Annotated in this window: 15 protein-coding genes; 11 read left to right on the top strand and 4 right to left on the bottom strand. The window is 68.7% G+C overall.

Going from position 1 to position 12,802, the window contains the following annotated elements:
• Positions 1-17: 17 nt before the first annotated feature.
• The 4 genes from AC1RKE_RS12025 to mmcB all read left to right on the top strand — a co-directional run bounded on the left by AC1RKE_RS12025 (position 18) and on the right by mmcB (position 1,976).
• Entirely contained in the window at positions 18-377 is a 360-nt protein-coding gene (locus tag AC1RKE_RS12025) for a type II toxin-antitoxin system RelE/ParE family toxin (protein WP_182713382.1), read from the top strand.
• Entirely contained in the window at positions 374-664 is a 291-nt protein-coding gene (locus AC1RKE_RS12020) for a helix-turn-helix domain-containing protein (protein ID WP_395941911.1), read from the top strand. The genes AC1RKE_RS12025 and AC1RKE_RS12020 overlap by 4 nt, the downstream gene beginning before the upstream one ends.
• 117 nt (positions 665-781) lie before the next feature.
• Positions 782-1,414, top strand: a complete 633-nt coding sequence (locus tag AC1RKE_RS12015; RefSeq protein ID WP_395941910.1) for an HAD-IB family phosphatase — start codon at positions 782-784, stop codon at positions 1,412-1,414.
• A gap of 106 nt (positions 1,415-1,520) precedes the next feature.
• Positions 1,521-1,976, top strand: a complete 456-nt coding sequence (mmcB, locus tag AC1RKE_RS12010) for a DNA repair putative endonuclease MmcB (protein ID WP_395941909.1) — start codon at positions 1,521-1,523, stop codon at positions 1,974-1,976.
• Positions 1,977-2,255: 279 nt separating this feature from the next.
• Here mmcB and AC1RKE_RS12005 read toward each other — a convergent pair whose 3' ends face one another.
• The gene (locus AC1RKE_RS12005) at positions 2,256-3,041 is read right to left on the bottom strand and encodes a C40 family peptidase (RefSeq protein WP_395941908.1); all 786 of its coding nucleotides are present in this window, start codon (positions 3,039-3,041) and stop codon (positions 2,256-2,258) included.
• Between the two features lie 175 nt (positions 3,042-3,216).
• On the opposite strand from AC1RKE_RS12005, the gene AC1RKE_RS12000 reads away from it, so the two are divergent.
• The gene (locus tag AC1RKE_RS12000; RefSeq protein ID WP_395941907.1) at positions 3,217-3,702 is read left to right on the top strand and encodes a hypothetical protein; all 486 of its coding nucleotides are present in this window, start codon (positions 3,217-3,219) and stop codon (positions 3,700-3,702) included.
• 2 nt (positions 3,703-3,704) lie between these two features.
• Here the strand turns inward: AC1RKE_RS12000 and AC1RKE_RS11995 are convergent, their stop codons facing one another.
• Positions 3,705-5,087 (bottom strand): leucyl aminopeptidase family protein, encoded by a 1,383-nt coding sequence (locus AC1RKE_RS11995; RefSeq protein ID WP_395941906.1) that lies wholly within the window; start codon positions 5,085-5,087, stop codon positions 3,705-3,707.
• 76 nt (positions 5,088-5,163) lie between these two features.
• Between AC1RKE_RS11995 and AC1RKE_RS11990 the strand changes: the two genes are divergently transcribed.
• From AC1RKE_RS11990 to AC1RKE_RS11965, 6 genes are all read left to right on the top strand, one after another.
• A complete protein-coding gene (locus AC1RKE_RS11990) occupies positions 5,164-6,027 on the top strand; it encodes a tetratricopeptide repeat protein (RefSeq protein WP_395941905.1) in 864 nt (287 codons plus the stop codon).
• Between the two features lie 51 nt (positions 6,028-6,078).
• Positions 6,079-6,744 (top strand): HAD-IA family hydrolase, encoded by a 666-nt coding sequence (locus AC1RKE_RS11985; RefSeq protein ID WP_152949397.1) that lies wholly within the window; start codon positions 6,079-6,081, stop codon positions 6,742-6,744.
• A 50-nt stretch (positions 6,745-6,794) separates the two neighbouring features.
• Positions 6,795-7,250: an iron-sulfur cluster assembly scaffold protein gene (locus AC1RKE_RS11980; RefSeq protein ID WP_152949396.1), complete on the top strand. Its 456-nt coding sequence runs from the start codon at positions 6,795-6,797 to the stop codon at positions 7,248-7,250.
• 79 nt (positions 7,251-7,329) lie between these two features.
• On the top strand, positions 7,330-7,578 hold the full coding sequence (yidD, locus tag AC1RKE_RS11975; protein ID WP_054764596.1) for a membrane protein insertion efficiency factor YidD: 249 nt from the start codon (positions 7,330-7,332) through the stop codon (positions 7,576-7,578).
• The gene (thrS, locus tag AC1RKE_RS11970; RefSeq protein WP_395941904.1) at positions 7,575-9,509 is read left to right on the top strand and encodes a threonine--tRNA ligase; all 1,935 of its coding nucleotides are present in this window, start codon (positions 7,575-7,577) and stop codon (positions 9,507-9,509) included. Before yidD ends, thrS begins: the two co-directional genes overlap by 4 nt.
• 90 nt (positions 9,510-9,599) lie before the next feature.
• On the top strand, positions 9,600-10,100 hold the full coding sequence (locus AC1RKE_RS11965) for a YciE/YciF ferroxidase family protein (protein WP_054764594.1): 501 nt from the start codon (positions 9,600-9,602) through the stop codon (positions 10,098-10,100).
• Positions 10,101-10,152: 52 nt separating this feature from the next.
• Here the strand turns inward: AC1RKE_RS11965 and AC1RKE_RS11960 are convergent, their stop codons facing one another.
• The gene (locus AC1RKE_RS11960; protein ID WP_336968981.1) at positions 10,153-11,295 is read right to left on the bottom strand and encodes an AGE family epimerase/isomerase; all 1,143 of its coding nucleotides are present in this window, start codon (positions 11,293-11,295) and stop codon (positions 10,153-10,155) included.
• Between the two features lie 2 nt (positions 11,296-11,297).
• The gene (gene rfaE1, locus AC1RKE_RS11955) at positions 11,298-12,770 is read right to left on the bottom strand and encodes a D-glycero-beta-D-manno-heptose-7-phosphate kinase (RefSeq protein ID WP_395941903.1); all 1,473 of its coding nucleotides are present in this window, start codon (positions 12,768-12,770) and stop codon (positions 11,298-11,300) included.
• Positions 12,771-12,802 lie beyond the last annotated feature (32 nt).

The following is a 12,802-nucleotide window of genomic DNA, read 5'->3' as shown; positions in this document are numbered from 1 at the left end:
GACGTATATCTCGGTCGATGCAGACGCGCCCGATCACCGTCGCCGAGACGCAGGCCTTCGTGCGCTCGGCCGGAACGATATGGAGCGATGAGGAACGGGCTGCGCTCATTGATTACGTGGCGCGCAATCCGGAAACAGGCGACCTGATCCCCGGCACGGGCGGCGTGCGCAAGCTGCGCTGGGGACGATCGGGCAGCGGCAAGCGCGGCGGCGCCAGGGTGATCTATTTCTATTATCGCCCCGACTGCCCGCTGTACCTGTTGCTGGCCTACGCCAAGGCGCAGGCGACCGATCTGACGTCGGATGAGAAAAGGACGGTGTCCGCATTGGCCGGCGCCATCAAGGCCGCTGCGGACAGAGAAGGAGACAGGCAATGAGCACCTTTGGACAGGATCTGATCGCAGCGATGCAGGAGGCCGCCGACCATGCGCGCGGCGCCGGCGAGCCGGCCGGCCTCCACACGATCGACGTTCCCAACGTGCGCGCGATCCGCGAGGGGCTGGGCCTGTCGCAACAGGCGTTCGCGACCGCCTATCGCATTCCCTTGGCGACGTTGAAGGGCTGGGAACAGGGCCGCCGTCAGCCGGATGCGACCGCCAGCGCCTATCTGTCGGTCATCGCCCAACTGCCGACCCAGGCCCGCGACGCCTTGCGCGCCGCCTAACAGGCTGATCGCCGACCGCAGGTCTGCCGCTGGAGGCGCTCCGAAGCCTTGCCGACCTGCCCCTTCCCCATGGCGCATGGATATTCCCGCGAAGCGAAAACCGTATAGATTCGCTATATGGCTGTCGCTCCGACTGTAGTCTTCGATCTTGATGGAACGCTGATCGACGGCGATTCCACCACCCATTGGATGCTCGGCAGGATTAAAGCAAGTTGGTGGAGGATCGCACTCGCGTTCTGCTTGATCCCCATTGGCGTGTCGCTGACACTGCTCTCTAGGCGTCTCGGTTCGTCAATGCCTCTATGGGTCGCCAGCGTCGGTATGGGTGAAAGAGCCCTTCGTGGCTCTTTCTCGGCAGCCGTTGGTCCCGCTTGGCGTTCGGAAGGACTTAAGGTGCTCCAAAAGCACATTTTGCAAGGCGACCGTGTCGTGATTGCTACCGCCGCGCCTCGCTGGCTCGCCGAGGCAATGTTTGAAAAGCTTGGTGTCGAACTGCCCATTATTGGATCGGAGCTCGCACCGTTCTGGGCTGGCTGGATAGGCGCGCGGCACTGTCGCAATGACGCAAAATGCCATGGGCTGGCTGATTCCGGATACCATCAAGGCTGGGCCGTCGCGTATTCCGACAGTGCCGATGACTGGCCGCTTCTCAAGCGCGCGGAGAAATCTTTCCTTGTCAACGCTTCACCAAAAACCGTCGCGCGACTGGCACGAAAGGGTATAGCCGCGCATCGCGTGGAATGGCGGTGATCACGACCCGAGACATGGATCTAGGCCCGCTTGGTTGAGGTCCCCATGCCATACCAGCCACCATAGGCCGCTTGCGTTCAGAACATAGCCGGAACATAAAGTCGGCATGGCCGCCGCCGCCCTTCATCTCGAACTGGTCTTCAGCCGGCCGGAAACCACGCTTTCGGTCACGCGCGGGGCGGCGCGGCTGATGTTTGACCTGGGCTATGCGCCCTTGCTGGAGGTCGGCCTGCCCAATGGGCGACGCGCCGACGTCATGGCCCTGGGGCCGCGCGGCGACGTCGTCATCTGCGAGGTGAAGTCCGGCGTCGACGACTATCGCGTCGATCGCAAATGGCAGGAGTACGGCCCCTTCTGCGACGCCTTCTATTTCGCCGTGGCGCCCGAGTTTCCCCAGGACATTCTGCCCGAGGCGCCGGGGCTGATCGTCGCCGACGGCTTCGGCGGGGCGGTGGTGCGCGAGGCGCCGGCCACCCCCCTGGCGCCGGCCCGACGCAAGGCCCTGACCCTGGCCTTCGCCCGTCTGGGCGCCCTGCGGACCTTCCGCGACGAACGCCCCTAGTTTCGCAAGGAGTCCCTCGTCGATTCAATCGGTTGCGAAACAGGCCGGCGGTTCGACGCGACCGGGGCGCGGCCGGGGCTAGGCTGGCGATCCGGTCTTTGACATGGCGAACCGACTGAGAGGACGCCGACCGTCCTCCCCTCGCTAGATTCAATGCCGAATTTCAAAAATGAAACCGCCCGCCGCAGCCTGAACCGGACACATCGGACACATCGGACACATCGGACACATCGGACAGTCTTTTTAGGGGCGTCACAACCCCGAGGGTCCCGCCCGGTCTCAGAGGCGGCGGAAGATCGCCGTCGCAAAGCCTTCGGCGGTCAGCCGGGCCTCGACCTCGGCGAGGGGTTCGATCAAGACCCCCTTGCCGCCCGTGGCGTGGATGATCCGTTCGGCGTCGATCATCAGGGCCGAATGGCCGGTCCAGTCGTGGTCGCCGCCGGGCGCCAGCCAGATCACCAGGTCGCCGCGCGCCGGGGCCTCGGCCGAAACGGCCCGGCCCAGTTCGGCCTGGGCGTCGGACCGGCGCGGCCCCGGCAGGCCGCAGGCCAGCAGGGCCTGCTGCACCAGACCCGAACAGTCGGTCGAGACCGAGGACCGGGCGCCCAGTTCATGCGGCCGGCCCAGCAGGCGTTCGGCCACGGAGACAGGATCCCGCTCAAAGGTTCCGATCGGCGCCAGGTCGGCGTCCGCAACGCCCTCCGCCGTCTCGACCACCAGGGCGTTCAGCGGCAGGGCCGCATCGACCGCAGCCACCCTTCGCGTCGGCAAGGCCGCGCCGGCCGACAGACTGTCCAGAACCACCCAGCCGACCACGCCGTCGCGGCGCGCCCGACCCCAGGCCCGGCCCTCCGAACGATCCAGAACGTCGAAGATCTCGCCATGCAGAAGCTGATCGATCCGCTCGCCCCCGTCCGACCAGACGTCGGCGACGGCCACGCGGCAGGACATGGCTTCGGTCGCCCGATAGGCGGTCGCCCGCACCAGACCCTCCAGCGCCTGTTCGGCCAGGTCCGGGCGGGCGAGACGATCGCCGGGCGGAAGAAGATCGAGGCGGTCAGTCAAACCTGGGCTCGCATTGGCTGAAGCGGCAGTCTTATCCCCGGAAGCCGAATCGGCCGTTAATGGGCACGGTCTTTCTGTGGAATTCTCATCCGCAGGCCGACCTTGCGTCTGGTCGATGGACGCCCATCTCGATGCGGAACGGCCAAGCCGCCGTGCGCCGTCCTGGGGATTTTCGATGCTCGCGCCCTTGTGTCTGCTGATCGTCCTGGGATTGACGCGGTTCGACCAGGGCCCCGTCGGAACCGTCCTGCGGCTCTGGCTGGTCGAGCGGCCTGCATCGCTCCTGTCGCGCCTGACGCGCGGTCAGATCCTGGGCGTGATCCTCGTCATCGCTCTCGGTGCGGCGGTGGTCGCCCTGTTCGAAGCGGAAGGCGTGCGGCTGTTCGCCATGGCCGCGCCGGACCTGATCGCCTGGGTCCTGATGTTCGACGTGACGGTGCTGTTCGATCTCGCCATCCTGGCCCTGAGCCTTCGCGCCGTCGCCGGCTGGCGTGGCCTGGTCAGGGCGGGCGAGGCCGTCCGGGCCCAGACCCGCCTTGCGGTGCAGCGACTGCGATCCCGCACCCGCGCCCGCCGCGTCCGCCGCCTCCGGCCGCCGCGGCCCCGCTCGCCCGACGATGAGCCTCAGGGGGCGTGGACCTTCGGGCTGAGCCCGGCCTGACCTCAACCGCCGTAGCGCGCCTTCAGCACGGCGTAGCAGGCCCTTATGGCCTGGGCCTCTCCCCCTTCGGGGAAGCCGGGCCGGGCGCGGGGATTCCAGGCGAAAATGTCCATATGGGCCCAGGCGCCGCTGGCGGGGGCGAACCTTTGCAGGAACAGGGCGGCCGTGACCGACCCGGCTTGCGCCCAGGCCGAGGCGTCGTTCTTGATGTCGGCGATCTCGGTGTCCAGGGCGGCGCGATAGCCGGGCCACAGGGGCATGCGCCACAGGGGGTCGCCCACCGCCCGCCCTGCGGCCAGCAGATCGGCGGCCAGGGCCTCGTCATCCGTATAAAGGGGCGGCAGCTCCGGCCCCAGGGCGATCCGCGCCGCCCCCGTCAGGGTGGCGAAGTCCAGGGTCAGATCGGGCGAATGCTCCCCCGCCCGCGTCAGGGCGTCGGCCAGGATCAGCCGCCCCTCCGCATCCGTATTGCCGATCTCGATCGTCAGACCTTTTCGGCTGTTCAGTATGTCCCCCGGCCGGAAGGCGTCGCCCGAAACCGCATTCTCCACCGCCGCCACGATGACCGCCAGCCGCACCGGCAGATCGGCCTGCATGACCAGCCGCCCCAGGGCCAGGGCGTGGGCGGCCCCGCCCATGTCCTTCTTCATATTGCGCATTCCGGCGGCCGGTTTCAGGTCCAGCCCCCCGGTGTCGAACACCACCCCCTTGCCGACCAGGGCCACCAGAGGCAGGTCGGTCCGGTCCAGCTTCCAGCCGATCTCGATCAGCCGCGGAGCGCGGTGCGGAGCGGCCGCACGACCGACCGCGTGGACCGCCGGATAGTTCGCCTCCAGCAGGGCCTCGCCGGTGGTCACGGTCACGGCAGCCCCCGCGCTCTCGGCGATCTCGCGGGCGATGGTCTCGATCTGCAGCGGCCCCATGTCGGCGGCGGGGGTGTCGACCATCTCGCGGGCCAGGGCGCAGGCGGCGACGATCCGCGTCGTCTCATCCAGGTCCAGCCCCTCGGGCGCGACCAGCCGAACCGGCGCCCGCTCCGGCCGGGCCTTGTAGCGGTCAAAGACATAGGCCCCCAGGAGGAAGGCCAGGGCCGCCGCCCGCGCCGTCTCAGGCTCGGCCTCCAGCCGGTACAAGCCGCCGGGCAGCCGCGCCGACAGGCCGCGCGCCAGGGCCGGATCGAAGGCCGCGCCGCTGCCCAGGAGCACCTGACCGATCCCTTCGCCCTCCGGCACGATCAGCAGTTCCCCGGCCTTGCCGGTGAAGCCGTGCCGTTCGCCCCAGGACTTCGCCGCCCCGTCCAGAACCGCGCCCGGCGCCGACAGGCGGATCGGAACGGCCCGCTCTCCGGCGTTCGCGGCGACCAGCAGGGGATGGGAGGCGAGCATGGCGAACCTTCTTAACCAAGAGTTGACGCGAACCGGCGATTCTGAGGCGGACCGAGGAACCGTCAGGACTCCCCCCATGTCGCCCATGCCCGCCCTTCTCGCAACCGTCGCCCTTCTCAGCCTGTCGGCGGCCCCCGCCGTCGCGGCCGCCCCGGTCCAGAGCCAGGGCGCGCCCCAGAACGCCGTCCAGAGCGGCGGTCAGAGCGCGACCCGCGCGCCCGCCTCGGCCGAGGTCCGCGCCGCCTATGATCGGATGGACGCCCTGGCGCGTTCGGTCTTCTGGTCGGGCGAGCACGACCTGAACCCGGCCGATCCCGTGGCGGCGATCAAACTGGCCCAGGCCCTGCGCGAACTGGGCCGCTATGATCAGGCCGCCCAGACGGCCGAGGCCCTGCTGGCCCTCCAGCCCGCCAATCTGGACGCCCTGCTGGAGCTGGGCCGCGCCCACATCGGCCGGGGCCAGGCCTTCTACGGCATCGCCCCGCTGGAAAAGGCCCGCGACCTGGCGCCCCGCGACTGGCGGCCCTATTCGCTGCTGGGCGTGGCCTATGAGCAGGTGCGCCGGTTCGACGACGCGCGCGCGGCCTGGAACCAGGCCCTGGTCCTGTCGCCCGACAATCCCGACGTCCTGACCAACGCCGCAACGGCGGCCCTGACCCACGGCGACGCCCCCGGCGCCGAGGCCCTGCTGCGACGGGCTGCGGCCCAGCCGACGGCCTCCAGCAAGGTGCGCCAGACCCTGGCCATGACCCTGGGCCTGCAAGGCAAGATGGGCGAGGCCGAACAGATCCTGCGCCGCGAACTGCCCCCCGAGCTGGCCGATCAGAACCTGGCCTGGCTGGCGGCGCGCAATACGCCGGCCGCGCCCCAGCCGGAGGTCGCCTCCGCCCCATCGCCCAGCGACACCGCCCGCACCTGGTCCTCCTTGAAAGGCGGCTGATCGGCAGGAACGTCGGCTTGCCGCCCGGCCGGCGCCGTGCTGGATAGGGGCATGACCGTCTCCCCCGGGTCCGCCCCCCGCGCCTATCGCGCCTTCCTGTTCGACATGGACGGCACCCTGATCACCTCCACCGCTGCGGCCGAGCGTGTCTGGACCCGCTGGGCCGAACGGCACGGGATCGACCCGGTCGCCTTCATCCCCACGATCCACGGGGTGCGCACCGCCGACACCATCCGCCGCCAGAACCTGCCGGGCGTCGATCTGGCGGCCGAGGTCGCCTGGGTCGAACGGGGCGAGATCGAGGATGTCGAGGGCGTCGCCCCCATTCCCGGCGCGATCGACTTCGTCAAACGCCTGCCGCCCGACCGCTGGGCCGTCGTCACCTCGGCTACGGCGCCCCTGGCCCAGGCCCGGCTGAAGGCCGCAGGGGTCGAACCGCCCGCCGTGCTGATCACGGCCGAGGACGTGGAACGCGGCAAGCCCGATCCCGCCGGCTATCGGCTGGCGGCGCAGAGGCTGGGCGTGGACGTCGCCGACTGTCTGGTGTTCGAGGACGCCCCGGCCGGCATCGCGGCCGGCGAGGCGGCCGGGGCGGACCTTCTGGTGGTGACCGCCGCCTGGACCCACCCTCTGGCGACGGACCACCCGCAGCTGTCCGACTATGGAACCGCGACCCTGGTGGTCGAGGCGGACGGCGGTCTGACGCTGAGCGTCTAGCGGACGTTTCACGCCTTCCACTCGCCCCTTCAGCCCCCTATCTTCCGGCCATGATCGACGACCTCTACAGCGCGCGCATCCTGACCCTGGCGGCCAACCTGCCCCATGCCGGTCGGCTGGCGTCGCCGGAAGGGACCGGCGAGCGGGTCGCCAAATTGTGCGGCTCGCGGGCGATCGTCGATGTGAGCCTGGACCACCAGGGGCGGGTCATGGACTTCGCCCAGGACGTGAAAGCCTGCGCCCTGGGCCAGGCGGCCGCCGGCGTCCTGGGCCAGTCCGTCCTCGGCGCCTCGGCGGATGAGATCAGGGAGGCCCGCGACGCCATGACCGCCATGCTGAAGTCCGGCGGCGAAGGCCCCGACGGTCGTTTCGAAGGACTTCGTGTGCTGAAACAGGTCGCCGACTATCCCGCCCGTCACGCCTCGACCCTGGTGGCGATCGAGGCGACGCTTGAGGCGGTCGATCAGGCCCTGGCGGGGCGAACTCGTCTCGCCGGCGCGGCCTGACGGGCTCTGACCGGTTGATCCCCCTGCTGTGACAGGGGATAAGCGCGGCGAACCCATCCAGCCCCCGGCGAAGGGACAAATGTCTCTCTATGAACGCGGCGTCCGCGCGGCCCATCGAGGCTACAAGTTGACGCTGTCTCCCCTGATCGGCCAGCAGTGCCGGTTCCTGCCGACCTGTTCGGACTATGGGCGCGACGCCCTGATCCGGCACGGGCCGCTCAAGGGGGGATGGCTCACCGTGCGTCGCCTCTGTAAATGCCATCCCTTCGGCGGTTCGGGTTATGACCCGGTCCCGCCCCTGAAGACCGACGAAAAAGAACAGTCATGATCGATCTGAAATTCCCCGACGGCGCGGTGCGTCAGTATCCGGCCGGTTCGACGGCGCGGGACGTGGCGACTTCGATCTCGCCGTCCCTGGCCAAGAAGGCCGTGCTGGCCGAGCTGAACGGCGAGCAGCGCGACATGGGCCGGGTGCTGGAGACGGGCGGCGACTTCCGCCTGATCATGCGCGACGATCCCGAGGCCCTCTACACCATCCGCCACGACACGGCCCACGTCCTGGCCGAGGCGGTCCAGACCCTGTTCCCCGGCACCCAGGTCACCATCGGCCCGGCCATCGAGGACGGCTTCTATTATGACTTCTACCGCGAAGAGCCCTTCTCGACCGACGACTTCGCCGCCATCGAGAAGGAGATGGCCCGGATCGTCGATCGCGACGCCAAGTTCGAGCGCGAGGTCTGGGACCGCGACGAGGCCATCGTCTTCTTCGAGGCGCGGGGCGAGAAGTTCAAGGCCGAGCTGATCAAGGACCTGCCCGAGAACGAGACCATCACCCTGTACAAGCAGGGCGACTGGATCGACCTGTGCCGCGGGCCGCACTTCCCCTCGACCCGCCACGTCGGCAAGGCCTTCAAATTGACCAAGCTGGCCGGCGCCTATTGGCGCGGCGACTCCAAGCGCGAACAGCTGCAGCGCATCTACGGCACCGCCTGGGCGACCAAGGAGGACCTGGACGCCTATCTGCAACGGCTCGAAGAGGCCGAAAAGCGCGACCACCGCAAGGTCGGTAAGGCCATGGAGCTCTTCCACATGCAGGAAGAGGGCCGGGGCATGGTCTTCTGGCACCCGAAGGGCTGGGTGCTGTGGCGGGTGCTAGAGGCCTATATGCGCCGCCGCCTGGACGCCGCCGGCTATGTCGAGGTCAAGACGCCCCAGGTTCTGGACCGCAAATTCTGGGAGGCCTCGGGCCACTGGGACAAGTACCGGCCCAATATGTTCGTCTGCGAAACGGTCGAGGGCGAGACCCTGAGCCTGAAGCCGATGAACTGCCCCGGCCACGTCCAGATCTTCGACCAGGGCCAGCGCTCCTATCGCGAACTGCCGCTGCGCATGGCCGAGTTCGGCGCCTGCCACCGCTATGAGCCATCGGGCTCGCTGCACGGTCTGATGCGGGTGCGCGGCTTTACCCAGGACGACGCCCACATCTTCTGCCGCGAGGACCAGATCGTCGAGGAGACGGCCGAGTTCATCAAACTGTGCCGCAGCGTCCATGCGGATCTGGGCATGGAGACGGCCTACATAAGCCTGGGCACACGGCCCGAGCAGCGCGCCGGCACCGACGAGTTCTGGGACAAGGCCGAGGCCCAGATGCTGGAGGCCGCCCGCGCCGCCGGCTCCGAGCCGATCATAACCCCGGGCGACGGCGCCTTCTACGCGCCCAAGCTGGACTTCATCGTCAAGGACGCCATCGGCCGCGAATGGACCTGCGGCACGATCCAGCTGGACTATGTCCTGCCGGAACGTCTGGATGCGACCTATATCGCCGAGGACGGTCAGAAGCACCGGCCGGTCATGCTGCACCGGGCGATCCTGGGATCGTTCGAGCGGTTCATCGGCATCATGATCGAGAACTACGCCGGCGCCTTCCCCCTGTGGCTGGCCCCGGTCCAGGCGGTGGTCGCCACCATCACCTCGGACGCGGACGACTACGCCCGCGAGGTCATGGACCGATTCAAGGCGGCGGGCCTGCGCACCGAGATCGACCTGCGCAACGAAAAGGTCGGCTACAAGGTCCGCGAACACTCGGTCGGCAAGGTCCCGGTCATCGCCGTCGTCGGCCGCAAGGAGGCCGAAGAGGGCAAGGTCGCCATCCGCCGCCTGGGCTCCCAGGAGCAGACGGTGGTGACGGTCGAGGAGGCCATTCGCCTTCTGACCGACGAGGCCACGCCCCCGGATCTGAAGCGGGCGACGGCCGCCTAAGCCCGGATTCCGACACAGGAACATAAGCCGGCCTGATCGCTTGTGATGGGGTGCGCCCCCGCGCCCCATCATCATTGCGAAAGACGACCCATGGCCGAGAAGACCCTCGACACCCTGTTCCACGACACGCTCAAGGACATCTATTACGCCGAGCGCAAGATCCTGAAGTCCCTGCCCAAGATGGCCCGCGCCGCCCAGTCGCCCGAGCTGAAGGCGGCCTTTGAAAAGCACAAGGACCAGACCGAAGGCCAGATCGAACGCCTGCAGCAGGTGTTCGAAATCATCGGCAAGGCCCCGCGCGGCAAGACCTGCGACGCCATCGAAGGCATTCTGGCCGAGGGCGACGAGATCATGGAAGAATACAAGGACAACCCGGCCCTCGACGCCGGCCTCCTGGCCGCCGCCCAGGCGGTGGAGCACTATGAGATCACCCGCTACGGCACGCTGAAGCGCTGGGCCAATGTCCTGGGTCTGAAGGACGCCGTCGCCCTGCTGGACGAGACCCTGCAGGAAGAATCCCAAACCGACGAAGACCTGACCGGCATCGCCGACGCCGCCGTCAACAAGGACGCGATGAAGAGCGCCGCCTGAGACCCTTGAAGCGAGGCGGGAGGCGGGGCTGCGCCCCCTCCCGCCCTTCGTCCTAAAGGTCCGCCCGCTCCAGCTCGGCCACGGCCGTGGCGATGTGATAGAGCGAACTGGCCGGGACCGGGGTGTCCAAAAAGCCGCCCGCCCCCGGATCCCATTGTTCGAACCAGAGACCGGGCGTCGGGGTGTTCAGGAACCGGCTCAGCGCCCCCCAGGCGTCAGGCCAGCTTGGCGCCAAGGCCGGGACGCGCAGAGCCGCCTTCAGCCATTCACCGTGCGGCCAAAGCCGGACGCCCGCGACGGCGACCGCGCCGTCCTCGAACACCTCGCCCCGCAACAGGCCCGACGCCGGGTCCAGGCCGTGCGCAAGGGCGAACCGCCCCAGCCGCTCGGCCTCGCCGTCGGCGCCTGCGCTCGTGTCCATGCCCAGCCGCTGCGCCTCCCGCAACAGCCAGGCCCATTCCATCTGATGACCCGGCTCGACCACGGCCCGCCCTTTCGGCCGCAGCGGGGCCGTCAGATCGTCCTGAAAATACTCAAACAGAAGCCCCCGCGCCCCGTCCATGAACCGTCGCCGACACAGGCCGACCAGTTCCGCCGCCAGGGCGGAGAAGGCAGGGTCCGGCATATGTTCGACACAGGCCAGGGCCGCCTCCAGCAGATGCATATGCGGATTCTGCCGACGCGGGGCGCGCGGCGGCAGGGCCTCGACATAGCCGCCTGCTGGATGGCGCATGGACGTTTGGATGAAGTCTAAGAGCGCCAGGGCCTCCGCCTTCAACCGACCGTCCCTCGTCAGCCTATAGGCATGGGCCAGGGCGAAGAGGACAAAGGCCAGGTCGTACAGATCGCGCGTCTGATCCAGGCCCTCCCCGTCCAAGTCCAGTCGACTGATGAAGCCGCCGTCCGGATGGCGGGCGCGGTTCAGCAAAAAATCCAGACCATGCTCAACCGCCGCGCCGGCGTCCGAGACGCCGCGCTGCGCCCCCTGGGAAAAGACATAGATCTGGCGGCTCAACACCCGCAGCCGCTTATAGTCGTGGACCGGGCTGAGGTCGTGGTGAGACAGGGCCTCATAGAAGCCGCCACGCCGACGATCGACGCCGTGTTCCAGCCACAGCGGCAGGGCCGTCTCGTAAAGCCAAGCTGTCGCCTGGCGCGCGGCGGCCTTCAGCTCGGTGCTGGGATCGGGGCTCATATCTAGGCCGAGGGCGTACGGCTGCGGTCCACCAGGCCGGTGGTGGAATGGCCGGCCCTCAGCTCGACCCGGACGATGATCCCGCCCTTGGCCCTGACCAGATCGGCGCCGACGATCTGATGCTCCTGATAGTCCGCGCCCTTGACCAGGACGTCGGGCTCCAGGGCGGCGATGAGTTCATAGGGGGTGTCCTCTTCGAACAGGACCACCGCGTCCACATGTCGGATGGCGGCCATCACCTCGGCGCGCGCCCCCTCGCTTTGGATCGGCCGAGTCTCGCCCTTCAACCGCCGCACCGAGGCGTCGCTGTTCAGCCCGACGATCAGCCGGTCGCAATGGCTCGCGGCCTCACGCAGCAGGGCCACATGGCCAGGATGCAGCAGGTCGAAACAGCCGTTGGTGAAGCCGACCGAAAGCCCCTGATCCCGCCAGGCGCCGCGGACGGCCCGGGCGTCTGCGCGCGACAGGATCAGTCCGTCGCGATGGTCGTCGCGCTGATCCTGGAGATTCAGCACGGTGCGCAGCTCCGCGGCGGACACCACCGCCGTCCCGGCCTTGGAGACCACGATGCTGGCCGCCGTATTGGCCAGGCGCATCGCCCGCACGACCGGCAGGCCCGAGGCCACGCCCAGGGCGAAGGCGGCCATGACGGTGTCGCCGGCGCCCGAGACGTCGAACACCTCCGCCGCCTCCGTCTCCAGCAGGATCGCCTCCCCGTCCACGCCATAGAAGGCCATGCCCTGTTCGGAGCGGGTCACCAACAGATTGGCGCCGGTCTGGTCCACCACCTGCCGGGCCGCCTCGCCCACGGCCGCGTCGTCGTCGCAGCGCCGACCGGTCGCGCCCGCCAGCTCCGACCGGTTCGGCTTGATATAGGCCGCGCCGCGATAGGCGGAAAAATCGGGACGTTTGGGATCGACGAAGACGGGAACCCCGACCTCGCGCGCCCGATCGAACACGGCCGCCAGAACCGCATCGGTCAGACATCCCTTGGCGTAATCCGACACGATCACCGCATCCGCCTGATCCAGCGCCTGTTCGAACAGGGCGATCAGGGCGGCCTCATCCTCGGCCGACAGGGCGTTTGAGCCTTCGCGGTCGATCCGGACCACCTGGTGGGCGCCCGCCAGGACCCGGGTCTTGGTCGTGGTCTCTCCGCCCTTCAGTCCCAGCAGCCGGCAGGAGACGCCCGCCTGTTCGGCGATCGCGCGCAGCTGATCGGCGGCCTGGTCATCGCCCACCACCCCGATCAAACGCGCCGAAGCGCCGAGCGCCACGGCGTTCAAGGCCACATTCGCCGCGCCGCCGGCCGTGAACCGGTCCCGCGCATGTTTCACCACCGGCACCGGCGCCTCGGGCGAGATGCGGCTGACGTGGCCCTGGAGATAGGCGTCGAGCATCACGTCGCCGATCACCACAACCGTCACGCCCTCGAAACTGGTGAAACGGTCCAGCGGCGAAGTCCGATCGGTCATTGCAGGTCTCAACGGAAGGCGGGGTCAGAACG

Source organism: Brevundimonas sp. GW822-FHT03E11 (assembly GCF_058801445.1).
Note: the sequence above shows the minus strand (reverse complement) of the source record. Positions and strands in the feature narration are given on the sequence as shown.